Origin of the sequence: Prescottella soli, assembly GCF_040024445.1 — a bacterium.
GTDB classification, from domain to species: Bacteria; Actinomycetota; Actinomycetes; order Mycobacteriales; family Mycobacteriaceae; genus Prescottella; species Prescottella soli.
The window spans coordinates 2,980,178-2,994,835 of record NZ_CP157276.1; the positions used below are offsets into that span (position 1 = coordinate 2,980,178).

A 14,658-nucleotide genomic window follows, 5' to 3' on the forward strand; every position below is an offset into this window, starting at 1 on the left:
GATCGATGCTCATCTGTCTCCTCCGATGCTGGCGCGGTCGGCCGAGCTCGCTGCGCGGCCGTCACGAGTTCCCTTTTGGTGGCGGCTCAGTTTCTCCCGGACAGCCTCCGGGTCGCGCAGCCGTCGACGGGCCGCGCCCTGGTCACCGACGTCGACTGCGCCCGGCACCAGCCGGTGCCCCGGGCTGCGCTGCGGCAAGCCGGATTCTGTCCGGGACTCCACGGACGCCTCGCCGGCCCGATGGGCCGCGGTCCATCCCTCGTCGGCCGCGGACGTCCATTCGAACTTTCCGATGTTCCCGGATTCGGTCGGGTCTGTGAGCCAGTCCGTGACCATGCCGGAGAAGATCGGCGTCCCGGTGGACGTAACATCCTGGGACGCAGTTGGATTCGGTCGAGCCTGGAAGAAAGATGCGGTCTTGGCGGCGTTGCCCAGGTAGCGGTGACGCCGCACCCGCGGCGAGTCGTCGACCGCCTCGGCGTGCGCGGGCACTGCCGAGTCGCCGCCGGCGGGCACCGGCGCGACCGGTTCGGGCACCGGCGGCGGTGTCGGCTCGGCTACGGGCGCGGGTGGCGGAGCCGCGTACTGCTGCACGGACTCGTGTTGCGCCGGGACCGGATCCGCCGGAACCGGTGCGGGACCGCCGGCGCCCGGAGTCCGCTGCGACAGGCCCGTCGCACCGGGCGTCCGCTGCGGAAGGGCCATCGCGCCCGGAGTCCGCTGCGGCAGGACGGCGGCCGGATTCACCGCGGGCGTGGGCTCCTGCCGGACGGGATCGATGACCAGTTTCGGCATCGCCCCGGACGGGACGATGCTCACCTGCGGCAGCCCCGCGGTGTCGATGCGCGGAAAGGGACCGGTCGACGGCATCTCCACCGGCGAGACCAGCAGGGTGGCGGGCAGGTGCGCGCTCGCGGTGACGCCCTGGTCGGACGGTCCCTCGTGCGTCGGCCGCAGGCGGACCGTGAGTCCGTGGCGGGCGGCGAGACGACCGACGACGAACAGGCCCATGTGCCGGGCCGTCTCCGGACCGACCATGCCACCCGACGCGAGACGCTCGTTGACCTCGTCGAAGCGTTCGGTGGGCATACCGATTCCACTGTCGGCGATCTCGATCAGCACGCCGCCGTCGACCGAGCGGGCGAACGTGATCCGCACCACGCTGCCCGGCGGCGAGGCGCGCAGCGCATTGTCGAGGAGTTCGGCGATCACATGCACGACGTCGGCCGCGGCGGCACCGCTCAACGCGCCCTGCGGGGTGGACCCGACCTGCACGCGCTGGTAGTCCTCGACCTCGGACATCGCGGCGCGCACGAGGTCACCGAGCTGGACCGGCTCGGACTGTGCGCGGCGGACGCGGTTGCCGGAGAGGATCAGCAGGTTGTCGCCGTTGCGGCGCATGCGGGCCGCGAGGTGGTCGAGCCGGAACAGACTCTCGAGCCGCTTGGGGTCCTTCTCCTCGAACTCGAGGCTCTCGATCAGACCCAGCTGCTGGTCGACCAGCGACTTGCTGCGCCGGGCGAGGGTCTCGAACATGTCGCCGATCTGGAGTCGGAGGTGTGCCTGCTCACCGGCGAGCCGGAGCGCCTGGCCGTGCATGTCGTCGACGGCCCGCGCGAGCTGGCCGATCTCCTCTGTGGTGTACACGGGGATCGGGTCGAACTCGGTGACCGCGTCACTGTCGCCGACCTTGATCCGTTCGATCGCGTCGGGAAGATCGGCGTTGGCAACCTCGAGCGTTCCGCGCCGGAGCCGACGAATCGGGCGGATCAGTGACCGCGCGACCAGCACACCCAGCAAGACCGTCGCGAGCAGCGTCACGAGCACCACCGCGGCGGCCTGTATCGCGGACGTCTTCGTCTCGTCGGCGCGGGCGACCACCGTGTCGGCGATGGCGGTGGATGTCTGCCCGACGAGCGTGGTGTAGTTGGCGACGCTGGCCATCATCAGCTCACGCAGCTCGACGTGCGGCATCTGACCGAGCTTGGCGGTGGTGACCAGCTTGTACCGCGCCTGTGCTGATTCCCGAATCTGCTCCAGTACAGGCGCCTGTTCGGGGTACGCGCGCATCATGGAGTCGACCGTCGCGAGCTCGGCGCCCGACGCCGCGATCATGTCGTACGGCGGCACCGTCGGGTCCATGATGTGCTTCATCATGCCCGCGACCTGGTCGGCGAGGCTCTTCTGCGCGGACCCCAGGTCCAGGAGCTGGCGGTAGGCGACGATGACGGCGGGGTCATCGATGGGGCCGACGATCTCGTCGACGACGTGCATCAGGTCGGCGACGACCTTCGCGGTCTCGGCGGGCAGGTCCGGGCGGGCCACGGTGCCGGACTTGATGTCGGCCACGAGGCTCTCGATCGTGGCCAGCGAGGACCGCACCGTGTCGGCCAGGTCGGTGGGCAACGCCGGATTGTCGGCGGCGGCTCGAGCCGCGACGACCGATTCATTGAAGTCCGTGATGTCGGACGGCTTGAACGTATTGACCGCGTAGCCGGCGGAGAGTAGACCGTAGTCGGTGGCGAGCGTGACGATGTCCGGAACACCGCCGACCCGGTCCGCGGCCGCACCGTAATCGATCGCGCGACTGAGTTGGTCCTGCACCTGCAGACCGCCCAGCACCGTCGCGACGGTGATGGGGAGCGCGACCACCGCAGTGACCTTCCAACGCAGGCCCCAGCCCTCGAGGTTCCACAGCCGCCTGAGCCTGCTGCCAGGCGCCGTTTGGGTCTTCATCGTCCAAGCTCGCTTTCCACCCCAGGCCCGGCGCAAGTTGTCACACTCGTGCCCTCCCCCGGACCCCATAACAAGTTTGGCCGGAGGGAGTTGAGGCAGACTCCAAGGCCGCCCCGGAGTCTAGAGGCGCCGAGCCGAGCAAAGAAGTGATTGGAATCACATTTGCCCGGCTCGGCGCATCAGCTCACTCAGACGTCGAGGAAGCGGACGTCCTTGGCGTTGCGGGTGATGAAGCTGCGACGTGCCTCGACGTCCTCGCCCATGAGGACGCTGAACAGCTCGTCGGCGGCCGCGGCGTCGTCCAGGGTGACCTGGCGCAGGACGCGGACGCTCGGGTCCATCGTGGTCTCCCACAGTTCCTTGGCGTTCATCTCGCCCAGACCCTTGTAGCGCTGGATGCCGTCGTCCTTGTTGATCTTCTTGCCCGAGGACAGGCCGGCCTCGAGCAGGCCGTCGCGCTCGCGGTCGGAGTACGCGAACTCCGGCGCGGCACCCTTCTGCCACTTGAGCTTGTACAGCGGCGGCTGCGCCAGATACACGTGGCCCTGCTCGACGAGCGGACGCATGAATCGGAACAGCAGCGTCAGCAGCAGCGTCGCGATGTGCTGACCGTCGACGTCGGCGTCGGCCATCAGCACGATCTTGTGATAGCGCAGCTTGCTGATGTCGAACTCGTCGTGGATGCCGGTGCCGAACGCGGTGATGATCGACTGGACCTCGGCGTTCTTGAGGACGCGGTCGATGCGGGCCTTCTCGACGTTGATGATCTTGCCGCGCAGCGGCAGGATCGCCTGGTACATCGAGTCGCGGCCGGACTTGGCCGAGCCGCCTGCGGAGTCGCCCTCCACGATGTAGATCTCGCACTTGCTCGGATCGTTCGAGCGGCAGTCGGCGAGCTTGCCGGGCAGGCCGCCGATGTCGGTCGCGCTCTTGCGGCGGACGAGCTCGCGGGCCTTGCGGGCGGCGGTACGCGCCTGCGCCGACGACACCGCCTTGGTCACGATGGTCTTGGCATCCGCGGGGTTCGCCTCGAACCAGTGTGCGATGTTCTCGTTGCATGCCTTCTGCACGAACGACTTGACCTCGGTGTTGCCGAGCTTGGTCTTGGTCTGGCCCTCGAACTGCGGCTCGGCGACCTTGACCGAGATGATCGCCGCGAGACCCTCGCGGATGTCGTCGCCGGTGAGCTCCGGATCCTTGTCCTTGACGAGCTTCTTGTCCTTCGCGTACTTCTTCACCACCGAGGTGAGCGCCGCGCGGAAGCCCTCCTCGTGGGTGCCGCCCTCGTGGGTGTTGATGGTGTTCGCGAACGTGTGCACCGACTCCGAGTAGCCGGAGTTCCACTGCATCGCGATCTCGAGCTCGTGGCCGGTGCCCTTGGCGGTGAAGCCGACGACCGAGTTGTGGATCGGCTGCTTGGTGCGGTTGATGAACCGCACGTAGTCCTCGAGGCCGCCCGGGTAGTGGTAGACGCGGGACTTGACCTTGGGCGCCTTCGGCGCGGCCGCCTCCTCCTCCGTCTCGGTGGCCGTCTTGGGGGCCTCCGCGGTGGCGCTGACGACGTCGTCGGTGACCTCGTCCTCGGCGACGCGCTCGTCGGTGAGGGTGATGGTCAGGCCCTTGTTCAGGAACGCCATCTCCTGCAGACGACGCGCGACCGTCTCGAAGTTGTAGGTGGTGGTCTCGAAGATCTCCGGGTCCGCCCAGAATCGGACGGTGGTGCCGGTCGCCGACGTCGGCTCGCCCTGCTCGAGCTGGCCGGGCTTGGCGTGGTCGTACGTCTGGGACCAGTTGTAGCCGTCGACGTTGATGTCGACCTCGACCTTGGTCGACAGCGCGTTGACGACCGAGATGCCGACGCCGTGCAGGCCGCCGGACACCGCGTAGGCGTCGGAGTCGAACTTGCCGCCCGCGTGCAGCTGGGTCATGACGACCTCGACGGTGGGGGCACCGGAGGCGTGCATCGCGACGGGGATACCGCGGCCGTCGTCGACGACCTGGATGCCGCCGTCCTCCAGCATCGTGACGTCGACCCTGCTCGCGTAGCCGGCCATCGCCTCGTCGACCGAGTTGTCGACGACCTCCCAGATCAGGTGGTGCAGGCCGCGTTCACCGGTGGAACCGATGTACATGCCGGGTCGCTTGCGGACGGCCTCCAGCCCTTCGAGGACGGTGATGGAGGAAGCGCCGTAGGTGTTGCTCTTGTCTGACTTCTGGGCAGCCACGGGTGGGTAGCTCTCCTTCTCCGAAGTGTGCCGACACGGCCTTACACTGCGCTTCGAAAGAGGGTGGCCACATCAGCTGGCCGCCACGCACAACGAGGCACCGCGAGCGGTGTGTCGAGATTCGCCGCTAGTTACTCGACCATCTTACGTGTAGGTACCGACATGCAGGGCGCCTAACACACCCCTGATTGCCCCGCAGACGCGATTTCTCAGCCTCCGGCGGGTGAAACCTTAGGCAGAACCGGCCACATCGCTGTCCGTCGCGCCTCCGGCGGCAAGATCATCCACGAACGCCGCGGTGAGTCGGGCCACGTCCGCACCGTGTGAGATCGGTGACCAGTGACCTGCGGGCAGTTCCCGTCGCCGCAGGTCCGAAACCCACCGTTCGGTGTCCTCGTACCCGACGGGCCGAACCGCCTTGTCACGGCCGTTGAGGACCAACTGGACGGGCACGTCGGTCCGGCGTTCCCGCGGGTGACGCAGCCGCGGCCGGATGTTGGCCCGATACCGCTTGAGGCCGGTCACCATGTCTGTCGCCAGCGTCGGCGCGGGGCGCACGAGCGTCGGGTCCAGGCCGTCGAAGTACTTCAGGAACGTCGGCCAGATCCGCCACAGGCCCAGCCGAAACGGCAGTGTGCCGACGACGGGGATCTGGAACAGCACCGTGTACGCCGACGCCGCGGCCTGCGCCAGCGGACCCGCGGGTCGCCGCTGCGCGAGCCGACGCCGCATCCACGTGCCCAGGTGGTCGAGGTTCGGCCCCGAGATCGACGTGTACGACGCGATCCGCTGCTCGGCCCCCGGCTCGCACACCGCCTCCCAGGTCTCCACCGCGCCCCAGTCGTGGGCGAGCACGTGTACCGGGGCGTCGGGGCTGACGGCGTCGATCACCGCGAACAGGTCCCGCGCCAGGAGCGGCAGCGCGTACGCCGACACCGCGCCGGGTGCGCTGCTGGCGCCGGCGCCGCGGGTGTCGTAGCTGACGATCCGGAACCGGTCCGCCAGGTGCGGGATCACGTGCCGCCACAGGTCGTGGGTGTCGGGCCAGCCGTGCACCAGCACCAGCGTCTCGCCGGTGGGGTTGCCCTGCTCGTACACCGCGAGCCGGATGTCGCCGTTGGACACGAAACGCGGTTGCGCCACAAGCGCACTCATGAAATTTCCTCCCGGTCGGACGATTCAGAGGTCGAGGATCAGACGGCCGCCGTCGGCGCGGGAGACACAGATCAGCATGTGGTCCTCCCGTTCCTGCGGGGTGAGCCGGTTCTCGCGGTGGTCCGGCGTGCCCGACAGCACCCGCACCTTGCAGGTGCCGCAGAAACCCTGCTGGCACGAGTAGCCGACGCCGGGCTGCCGCGCCTTGATCACCGCGAGCGCGGACTCGTCGGCGGGCACCTCGAGCACCTCGCCGGTGCTCACCAACTGCACCTCGAACGGCGCACCGCCCAGCACCGGCGGCGGCCCGAACCGCTCGAAGTGCATCGCCGCGGCGCCCGAGTCGGCGAAGCCGCCGCGGATCGCGTCGAGCATCGGTGTGGGTCCGCAGCAGTACACCGCGCCCCCGGCCGGGGCCCGGCCCAGCAGGTCGTCGGCGGTGGGCAGGCCGAACTCGTCGTCGGGGCGCACGAACACCCGATCCGCTTCCCACGTCGCGATCTCGTCGAGGAACGGCATGGACTCGCGGGAGCGCCCGGAATAGACGAAATGCCAATCCATTCCGGTCCGGCGAGCGGCCCGCACCATCGCGATGATCGGCGTGATGCCGATGCCGCCGGCGACGAACAGCGCGCGACCCTCGGGGACGAACGGGAAGCCGTTGCGGGGCCCGCGCACGGTGACGGTGGTGCCGGGCGTCAGCCCGTGCATCTCGATCGACCCGCCCCCGCCGTCGGGGATGGACCGCACGGCGATCCGGTAGTGCCGCCGGTCGGCCGGGTCGCCGCACAGCGAGTACTGGCGCCGGCGGCCGGACGGGAGGTGGAAGTCGAGGTGGCATCCGGGCTGCCAGGCGGGCAGGTCGCCGCCGTCGACGGCCGCGAACGTCACCGCCGCGACGTTCTCGTCGGCGGCGACGATCGTGCGCCCGGTGACGATCAGCGTCATCGCGGCGTCCGGGTTGTGCCCGGCGACGGCGGGGTCATAGTCGTACGCCGCGAGCACCCGCAGGTACTTGTCGGCGACGGCCTCGACGATCGCCATCGCCCGGTCGGGGTGATCGCGGCCCTGCAGGTCGGCCGGTGGCGCCGGTCGCGTCAGCGCGTCCGGGCGGGTCAGGAGGTCGCGCACCCGGGGAAACCTCACCGCGCGGCCGCCCGTGCCGCCGGGGACGCCGCCAGATACGCGACGGCCTGCGCCGTCGAACCCTCCTTGCCGGGGTGGTAGTCGCGACGGAAGTACGCCGACATGCGCCGGCCCAATTCGATTGTGGTGGGCAGGGTTCCACGACGGCCGGAGGCACGGAAGTCGGAGTAGCGCGGGCGGCGCCGGCTCGGCGCCCAGTTCTGCAGTTCGGGGTCGTTGCGCATCAGGAAGCGGGTCCCGCGCACCCACAGCCACACGATCATCGGCGTCACGATCAACTGCGTGCGGATCCGCCGCGACTCGCGCTTGTCGAAGTAGCGCATCACGTCGTACGCGACGCTGCGGTGCTCCACTTCCTCGGCGCCGTGCCAGCGCAACAGGTCCAGCATGGTCGGGTGGATCCCGGCGCGGTCGAGGCCGTCGGCGTTGAGCACCCAGTCGCCGAGGAAGGCGGTGATGTGCTCGACGGCCGCGATGATCGCGAGCCGCTCGATCAGGTGGTTCTGCGCGCGCCGACCGACGAGCGGCTTGGGGCCGAGCAGCTTCTGGAACGCCCAGTGCATCTGGTCGGTGTACGGCGTCGGATCGAGCCCGTTGGCCTTCAGGTGCTCGAGGACGCCGGTGTGGGCGCCCGCGTGCATGGCCTCCTGGCCGATGAAACCGACGACGTCCTCGCGCAGCTTCTCGTCGTCGATGAGCGGGAGCGCCTCCTTGTAGGTGGCGACGAACCACTCCTCGCCGGCCGGCAGCAGCAGGTGCAGGACGTTGAAGACGTGCGTCGTGAACGGATCGCCCGGCATCCAGTGCATCGGGAGGTCCGACCAGTCGAACTCGACGTTCCGGGCCTGCAACAGGATGTGATCGGGCTCGAGCTGGTCCGGCCCGGTCGCGGGTGTGTGCACTACGGAGGTGACCGCCATGACTGCTCCCAGCTACTCGCGCAGGTCGATCCGCCGTCCCGCGGCAGCATCGTGACCCAGTTCACTCGACGAAGTAGCCGTAACTGTAACAGTCGGTTATAGGTAAATCCAGGGTCAGCCGTACGTGTCCCGCGGACCCCGGCCGGGAATGTGCCGTTCGCCCTTTCGCCAGCTCGGCGCGGTGGGACCGGTGATCCGCAGCGACTTCACCACCCCGTGCCCCACCGCCGCCGCGATCTTGGCGAGGATCTGCGCCTGCATCATCCGCAGCTGCGTCGCCCACGCCGTCGACTCCGCCGACACGCTCAGCACGCCGTCCCGCAGACCCGTCGGCTCCGCGTGCGACGCGATGTCCGGCCCGACCACGTCGGCCCACCGGCCCAGCACGGTGCCCTCCGACACCTGCGACGACCAACCGCGCTGCTTCGACACCGCGCTCACGAGCGCGCCGAACGGCTGCGGATCGCGGTCGTCCGGGCCCGCCCCCGACCACGAACGGCGACGCGACCGCAGCGCACGGACGCCGCCGCCGCGCGGCGACTTGCGTCCCTGCCCGACGGACTTGCCGTTCGCCTTGGCCGCCGCCCGCGCCTCCTCGAGCGCACGTCGGGCCAGGTCGATGCCCTTCAGTTCGGGTTGCTCCGGTTCGTGGCCGGTCACCGGTCCCCTCCTGTCGTGATGGTCCCGACGACGGGGGTGATCTGCGAGATCCGCCCATGGTCGGTGTCGTGGGCCGCCACCCCGAAGCGGGTGGCGGACAGCTCGTCGGGCACGTCCTCCGGCACGGCCGCGGTGATGAGGACCTGTTCGGCCGCGGCGGCGACGCCCGCGAGCGCGGTCCGGCGCTTGCGGTCCAGCTCGGCGAAGACGTCGTCGAGCATCAGCACCGGGTCGCTGCCGTCCGCACGCAGCAGGAAGAAGGCGCCGAGCCGCATCGACAACGCATACGACCACGATTCACCATGGCTGGCAAAACCTTTCGCGGGCTGGTCGCCGAGGAACAACTCGAGGTCGTCGCGGTGCGGGCCGACGAGGCACACCCCGCGCTCGATCTCCCGCTGCCGCATCACCGACAACTCGTGCAGGAAGCTCGCCTCCAGCAGTTCGACGTCGTCCCGCTCGGGTGTCCTCGAGGGATCGAGCAATTCGGGCGGAAGCGAGGCGCCGAGGCTGCTCTTGTAACGCACCGACGCCGGACGCGACTCCGGCGCCAGCGACCGGTACGACGTCACCAGGTGCGGCGCCAGGTCGTGGACCAGCCGCAGCCGCGCCTCCAGCAACTGGGCGCCGTGGGCCGCCAGATGCCCGTCCCAGACATCAAGTGTTGCAAGGGCACTCGCACCGTCCGACGACCGTGCGCCGCGCCGCAACGCGCCGCTCGCGGTCTTGAGCAGCGCCGACCGCTGCCGCAGCACCTTGTCGTAGTCCGCGCGCACCGCGGCCATCCGGGGGATCCGGGAGGTGAGCAGCTCGTCGAGGAACCGGCGCCGGTCCCCCGGGTCGCCGCGCACCAGCGACAGGTCCTCGGGGGCGAACAGCACCGTCTGCAGGATGCCGACGATCTCCCGCGGCCGCCGCGCCGGCGACTGGTTGATCCGGGCGCGGTTGGCCTTCCCGTCGTTGATCTCGATGTCGATGCCCAGTTCGCGGCCGTGGTTGACCACCAGCGCACCCGCGTACGCCTGCGCCGCGCCCGCCCGGATCAGCGGCGCGTCGCTCGACACCCGGTGCGACGACAGCGTCGACAGGTAGCCCAGCGCCTCGAGCAGATTGGTCTTGCCGTGTCCGTTGCGTCCGACGAAGACGGTGGCGCCGGGCGTGAGGTCGACCGTGACGGCGTCCCACGACCGGAAGTCACGGAGGGAGAACTTGCGGACGAACACTAGCCTTCGGTCGCCGTTCCCTGGTCGGTGGCACCCGATCCTCCGACTCGCCGGACGGCGTGCTTGCCGAACTGGTTCCGCAGCGCCGACACCGCCTTCATCGCCGGCGAGTCGGGCTGCCGCGACGCGAACCGGGCGAAGAGCGCCGCGGAGATGACCGGTGCCGGCACGGCATGGTCCAGTGCTTCCTGCACCGTCCAGCGTCCCTCACCGGAATCCTCTGTGTACCCGGCGATCTCGGCGAACCCGGGATCCTCGGCGAGCGCCTTCACCAGCAGCTCGAGCAGCCACGACCGGACGACGGTGCCGTGTGTCCACGCCTCGAGCACGCCGGGCACGTCGGTGATGAGGTCCTCGGCCTCGAGCAGCTCGTACCCCTCGGCGTACGACTGCATCAGCCCGTACTCGACCCCGTTGTGGATCATCTTGGCGTAGTGCCCGGCCCCGACCGGGCCGGCGTGCACGAAGCCACCGGCGCGTTCGCCTTCCGGGCGCAACGCGTCGAAGATCGGCATCGCCCGCTCGACGTCGGCGTCCGCGCCGCCGACCATCAGCCCGTATCCCTCGTCGAGACCCCAGATACCACCGGAGACACCGCAATCCAGAAATCCGATGCCCTCGGCGGCGAGCTGGTCCGCGTGCGGCCGATCGTCGGTGTAGCGGGAGTTGCCGCCGTCGATCACGAGGTCGCCCGGCTCGAGCACCGCCGCCAGTTCAGCGATCGTGCTCCGGGTGATCTCCCCGGCCGGCACCATCACCCACACGATCCGCGGCGCCGCCAGCGACGACGCCAGCTCGGCGAGCGAGGCGACGTCGGTGACCTCCGCGCGCGGGTCGTAGCCGACGACGTCGTGCCCCCGCGCCCGCAACCGGACGCGCATGTTGAAACCCATCCTGCCGAGTCCGACCAGTCCGAGCTGCATCGTGAGATGTCCCTCCACTAGTGGTGATTCGAGCGGGGCTCCGAAGTGACCTCGGGGCGGCGCCGGTCGCCCGACGCGCGGATCAGCCCGGGAGGCGGACCGGCATCAGCAGGTAGGTGTACTCGCTCTCGGGCGCCGGGAACGTGCCCGACTCGCCGCGCTCGGGCTCCTCCTCGCCGGCCGGACGCAGCACGGCGGGACGGCTCGGCGTGGTGAAGCCGAACAGCACCCGGTCCGAGTGCAGCGACGACAGACCGTCGATGAGGTAGCCGGGATTGAACGCGATGATCAGCGGCTCGCCCTGGAAAACGGCCTCGAGGGACTCCTCGGCGCGGCCGGCGTCGTCGCCACCGGCCGACAGCAGCAGCCCGTCACCGTTGAACTCGAGTCGCACCTGGGCGCCGCGCTCGGCGACCAGGGCCACGCGCTTGATCGCCTCGACCAGCGGCGCCACCTCGACGGTCGCCATCGCGGTGTGCTCGGCCGGCAGCAGCTGACGGAACTTGGGGAACTCGGCGTCGAGCAGACGCGTCGTGGTGCGTCGGCCGTCGGCGACGATGCCGAGCATGCCCTCGGTGCCCACCGACGACCCGGCGCCCAGCGCGAGCCCGACGGGGGAAAGCGTGTTGCCACCCAGCGTTTTCGCGGACTCGGACAGCGTCTTGGCCGGCACCAGCACGGCCGCAGAGGTGTCGCCGGCGGTCGGCATCCACTCGAGCTGACGGACCGCGAGCCGGAACCGGTCGGTGGCCGCGAGCACGACGTTGGTGCCCTCGATCTCGACACGGATGCCGGTGAGCATGGGGAGGGTGTCGTCCTTGCCGGCCGCGACGGCGACCTGGCTGACGGCCTCGGAGAACAGGTCCACGGGCAACGAGCCCGTCTGCTGCGGCAGCGCGGGCAGCTGCGGGTAGTCCTCGACCGGCATGGTCGGCAGCGAGAACTTGGCAGTACCGCACGTGATCAGGACACGGGTGCCGTCGACGGTCACGTCGACGGGCTTGTTGGGCAACGCGCGGGTGATGTCGGCGAGCAGCTTGCCCGAGACGAGCACCTGACCGGTGGTGGTGACCTCCGCGGAGACGCGGACCTGCGCGGAAACCTCGTAGTCGAAGCCGGAAACGGTCAGGCCCTGCTCGTCGGCACCGAGCAGCACACCGCCGAGAACCGGCACGGGCGGCCGGGACGGCAGGCTGCGCGCGACCCAGGCCACGGAGTCGGCGAAGTCCTCCCGAGCAACGCGAAACTTCATGCTTCCAAGCTCCATCGCTCGGGTGTTCCTCTCGGTAGGCACGGTCGTATCGGCAGCAGCTGCGAACGAAGTCTGCAAAGGCTGCGCTAGCAGTCTGACACAGCGGCCAGGGGACACCGTATGCGTTCACCGGCCGTGTTGGAAAGCGGACGCCGGCGCCTCGAGACACCTCGAGGCGGGCTGTGAACAGGCGGCTCCCTGCCGGTTGTTCACAGCGCCTGTTTTCAAAGAACTTCTCTCGAGAAGACTTCAATCACAGTAATAGGCACTGTGGAATCTGTGGATGGACGCCCGAAGCCGCAGGTCCCACCTACTCGAGGCATGGGGACTTCTCGAGGACGCACTCGAGGACAAACCGGACCAATCTGTGGATACCTCGAGACAGTCCCCAGCTGTCCACCGGTTCTGCACCGTTTGTCCACCGGTTGTCCACAACGATTACACACTAGCCGCACGGCGGTATACACACACCTATCCACAGGTGTGAGTACTTTTGGATCGTGTCTCGAGTCACCGTGAAACATGACATCCGCACGGAAAGTTCCGTGCGGATGTCAGTGATCGGGGGCGCCGGCGGGCGCCTCGAGGGTCTAGCTCGAGGCGCCCCGCTCGAGCGCTCCACCTCGAGGACCCAGCTCGAGGGCTTCACCTCGAGGCTCCAGCTCGAGGCTCCAGCTCGAGCGCTCGCGTCTCGAGGCGTGGGCCGGCGTCAGCTCTTCGAGCGCTGCTTGATGCGCGCCGTGAGCTCCTGGACCTGGTCGTACACCTTGCGACGCTCGGTCATTTCCTTGCGAATCTTCTTGTCCGCGTACATGACCGTGGTGTGGTCCCGACCGAACGTCTGTCCGATCTTGGGCAGCGAGAGGTCGGTGAGTTCGCGGCACAGGTACATGGCGATCTGCCGGGCCTGCGCGAGCGGGCGGGCCTTGCCGGGGCCGCACAGGTCGTCGATCGACGTGTTGAAGTACTCGGCGGTGACCGCCATGATCGTCGACGCGTTGATCTCGAGTGCCGCCGAATCGGGCATCAGGTCCCGCATCACCACCTCGGCGAGCTTGAGGTCGAGGGCCTGGCGGTTGAGTGACGCGAACGCCGTCACCCGGATCAGGGCCCCCTCGAGTTCGCGGATGTTGCGTTCGATGCGGCTGGCGATCAACTCGAGGACGTCGTACGGGACATTCATGCGGTCCATCCGCGCCTTCTTCGACAGGATCGCGATGCGCGTCTCGAGTTCGGGCGGCTGGACGTCGGTGATCAGTCCCCACTCGAATCGGGTCCGCAGCCGATCCTCGAGTGTGGCCAGCTGCTTGGGCGGGCGGTCCGACGACACCACGATCTGCTTGTTCGCGTTGTGCAGGGTGTTGAAGGTGTGGAAGAACTCTTCCTGGATGCCTTCCTTGCCCTCGATGAACTGGATGTCGTCGACGAGCAGGATGTCTGTCTCGCGGTAGCGGCGCTTGAAGGCGACCTTGCGGTCGTCACGAAGACTGTTGATGAAGTCGTTCGTGAACTCCTCGGTGGAGACGTACTTCACCCGCATCCCGGGGAACAGGCGCTGCGCGTAATGGCCGGCGGCGTGCAGCAGATGCGTCTTGCCGAGCCCCGAGGCCCCCCAGATGAACAGCGGGTTGTAGGCCCGGGCGGGCGCCTCGGCGATCGCGACCGCCGCCGCGTGCGCGAACCGGTTGGACGCACCGATGACGAACGTGTCGAACGTGTACTTCGCGTTCAGGCTGTTGCTGCCCGACGATCCGGTCGTGGGACCAGCGGGCGGCTTGGTGAAGTACGACGGCCACGACTCGTGGACGCTGGCCAGCGCCTCCCGGTCGTCGTCGACCTCCTCGTGCTCGGCCAGTTCCGGCGCCGCGGCGTCCGTGGTGCCCATCGCCAGGTGCCGCCGGCGCACCGTGGCCGCGCTGTCGCCGTACGCGCTGTCGCCGTACGCGCTGTCGCCGAACGCGCTGTCCGCGTAGGCGGTGTCCTGGAAGACGGGTTCGGCGGGCTCGTCCGGCTCGTCGACGTCCTCCGGTGCGGCGATGCGGACGCCGATGCCCTCGACCTTCTGCCCGAGATGGAGATTGAGGGCCCGCAGGATCGGTTCCCGCAGGTCGCGTTCGATCGCTTCCTGCGCCAGCGGCGACGGCACCGACAGCAGCGCGAAGCCCTGTGCATAGGTCAGCGGCCTGACCAGCGCGAGCCATGCCTTCTGTGCCTTGGTCAGGGCCGCGCCGTCGGATGCGGAGGTCAGCTCTGCAACGACGTCGCGCCAGACATTCGCCAAGGCGTTCGGATCGTCGTTCACTGTTGTGTCCTCCCCGGGCCTGTGCCGACCCGCCGCCGTGGTGTGTGTCTGTCGAGCTCCTCCGGTGAGGCTGGACCCCTTACCGGGCAACGAATATGCCACCCGAGCTGTGTTTC

The 14,658-nt window shown here is 69.1% G+C and carries 10 protein-coding genes; all 10 read right to left on the bottom strand.

Features of this window, described 5'->3' with window-relative positions; all coding sequences use genetic code 11:
• Nucleotides 1-9: 9 nt before the first annotated feature.
• Nucleotides 10-2,736: a sensor histidine kinase gene (locus ABI214_RS13935; protein ID WP_348603129.1), complete on the bottom strand. Its 2,727-nt coding sequence runs from the start codon at nt 2,734-2,736 to the stop codon at nt 10-12.
• A 188-nt stretch (nt 2,737-2,924) separates the two neighbouring features.
• Entirely contained in the window at nt 2,925-4,961 is a 2,037-nt protein-coding gene (gyrB, locus tag ABI214_RS13940) for a DNA topoisomerase (ATP-hydrolyzing) subunit B (RefSeq protein ID WP_348603130.1), read from the bottom strand.
• A 231-nt stretch (nt 4,962-5,192) separates the two neighbouring features.
• The gene (locus ABI214_RS13945) at nt 5,193-6,116 is read right to left on the bottom strand and encodes an alpha/beta fold hydrolase (RefSeq protein ID WP_348603131.1); all 924 of its coding nucleotides are present in this window, start codon (nt 6,114-6,116) and stop codon (nt 5,193-5,195) included.
• A 24-nt stretch (nt 6,117-6,140) separates the two neighbouring features.
• Complete coding sequence (locus ABI214_RS13950) at nt 6,141-7,262, bottom strand: PDR/VanB family oxidoreductase (RefSeq protein ID WP_348603132.1); 1,122 nt, start codon at nt 7,260-7,262, stop codon at nt 6,141-6,143.
• Nucleotides 7,259-8,182 (bottom strand): metal-dependent hydrolase, encoded by a 924-nt coding sequence (locus ABI214_RS13955; protein ID WP_348603133.1) that lies wholly within the window; start codon nt 8,180-8,182, stop codon nt 7,259-7,261. Before ABI214_RS13955 ends, ABI214_RS13950 begins: the two co-directional genes overlap by 4 nt.
• Before the next feature lie 114 nt (nt 8,183-8,296).
• Nucleotides 8,297-8,842 (bottom strand): DUF721 family protein, encoded by a 546-nt coding sequence (locus tag ABI214_RS13960; RefSeq protein WP_348603134.1) that lies wholly within the window; start codon nt 8,840-8,842, stop codon nt 8,297-8,299.
• The gene (gene recF, locus ABI214_RS13965; protein WP_348603135.1) at nt 8,839-10,065 is read right to left on the bottom strand and encodes a DNA replication/repair protein RecF; all 1,227 of its coding nucleotides are present in this window, start codon (nt 10,063-10,065) and stop codon (nt 8,839-8,841) included. The genes ABI214_RS13960 and recF overlap by 4 nt, the downstream gene beginning before the upstream one ends.
• Entirely contained in the window at nt 10,065-10,988 is a 924-nt protein-coding gene (gene gnd, locus ABI214_RS13970; RefSeq protein WP_348603136.1) for a phosphogluconate dehydrogenase (NAD(+)-dependent, decarboxylating), read from the bottom strand. Before gnd ends, recF begins: the two co-directional genes overlap by 1 nt.
• An 82-nt stretch (nt 10,989-11,070) precedes the next feature.
• Nucleotides 11,071-12,255: a DNA polymerase III subunit beta gene (dnaN, locus tag ABI214_RS13975; protein ID WP_348603137.1), complete on the bottom strand. Its 1,185-nt coding sequence runs from the start codon at nt 12,253-12,255 to the stop codon at nt 11,071-11,073.
• Nucleotides 12,256-12,949: 694 nt separating this feature from the next.
• Nucleotides 12,950-14,542, bottom strand: coding sequence for a chromosomal replication initiator protein DnaA (gene dnaA, locus ABI214_RS13980; RefSeq protein WP_348603138.1), 1,593 nt, complete (start codon nt 14,540-14,542; stop codon nt 12,950-12,952).
• Between the last annotated feature and the right edge of the window lie 116 nt (nt 14,543-14,658).

What these genes read in the sequence shown, in the direction of transcription:
- ABI214_RS13945 (WP_348603131.1), bottom strand. Translation starts at nt 6,116, where the DNA reads ATGAGTGCGCTTGTGGCGCAACCGCGTTTCGTGTCCAACGGCGACATC.
- ABI214_RS13935 (WP_348603129.1), bottom strand. Translation starts at nt 2,736, where the DNA reads ATGAAGACCCAAACGGCGCCTGGCAGCAGGCTCAGGCGGCTGTGGAAC.
- gnd (WP_348603136.1), bottom strand. Translation starts at nt 10,988, where the DNA reads ATGCAGCTCGGACTGGTCGGACTCGGCAGGATGGGTTTCAACATGCGC.
- ABI214_RS13955 (WP_348603133.1), bottom strand. Translation starts at nt 8,182, where the DNA reads ATGGCGGTCACCTCCGTAGTGCACACACCCGCGACCGGGCCGGACCAG.
- dnaN (WP_348603137.1), bottom strand. Translation starts at nt 12,255, where the DNA reads ATGGAGCTTGGAAGCATGAAGTTTCGCGTTGCTCGGGAGGACTTCGCC.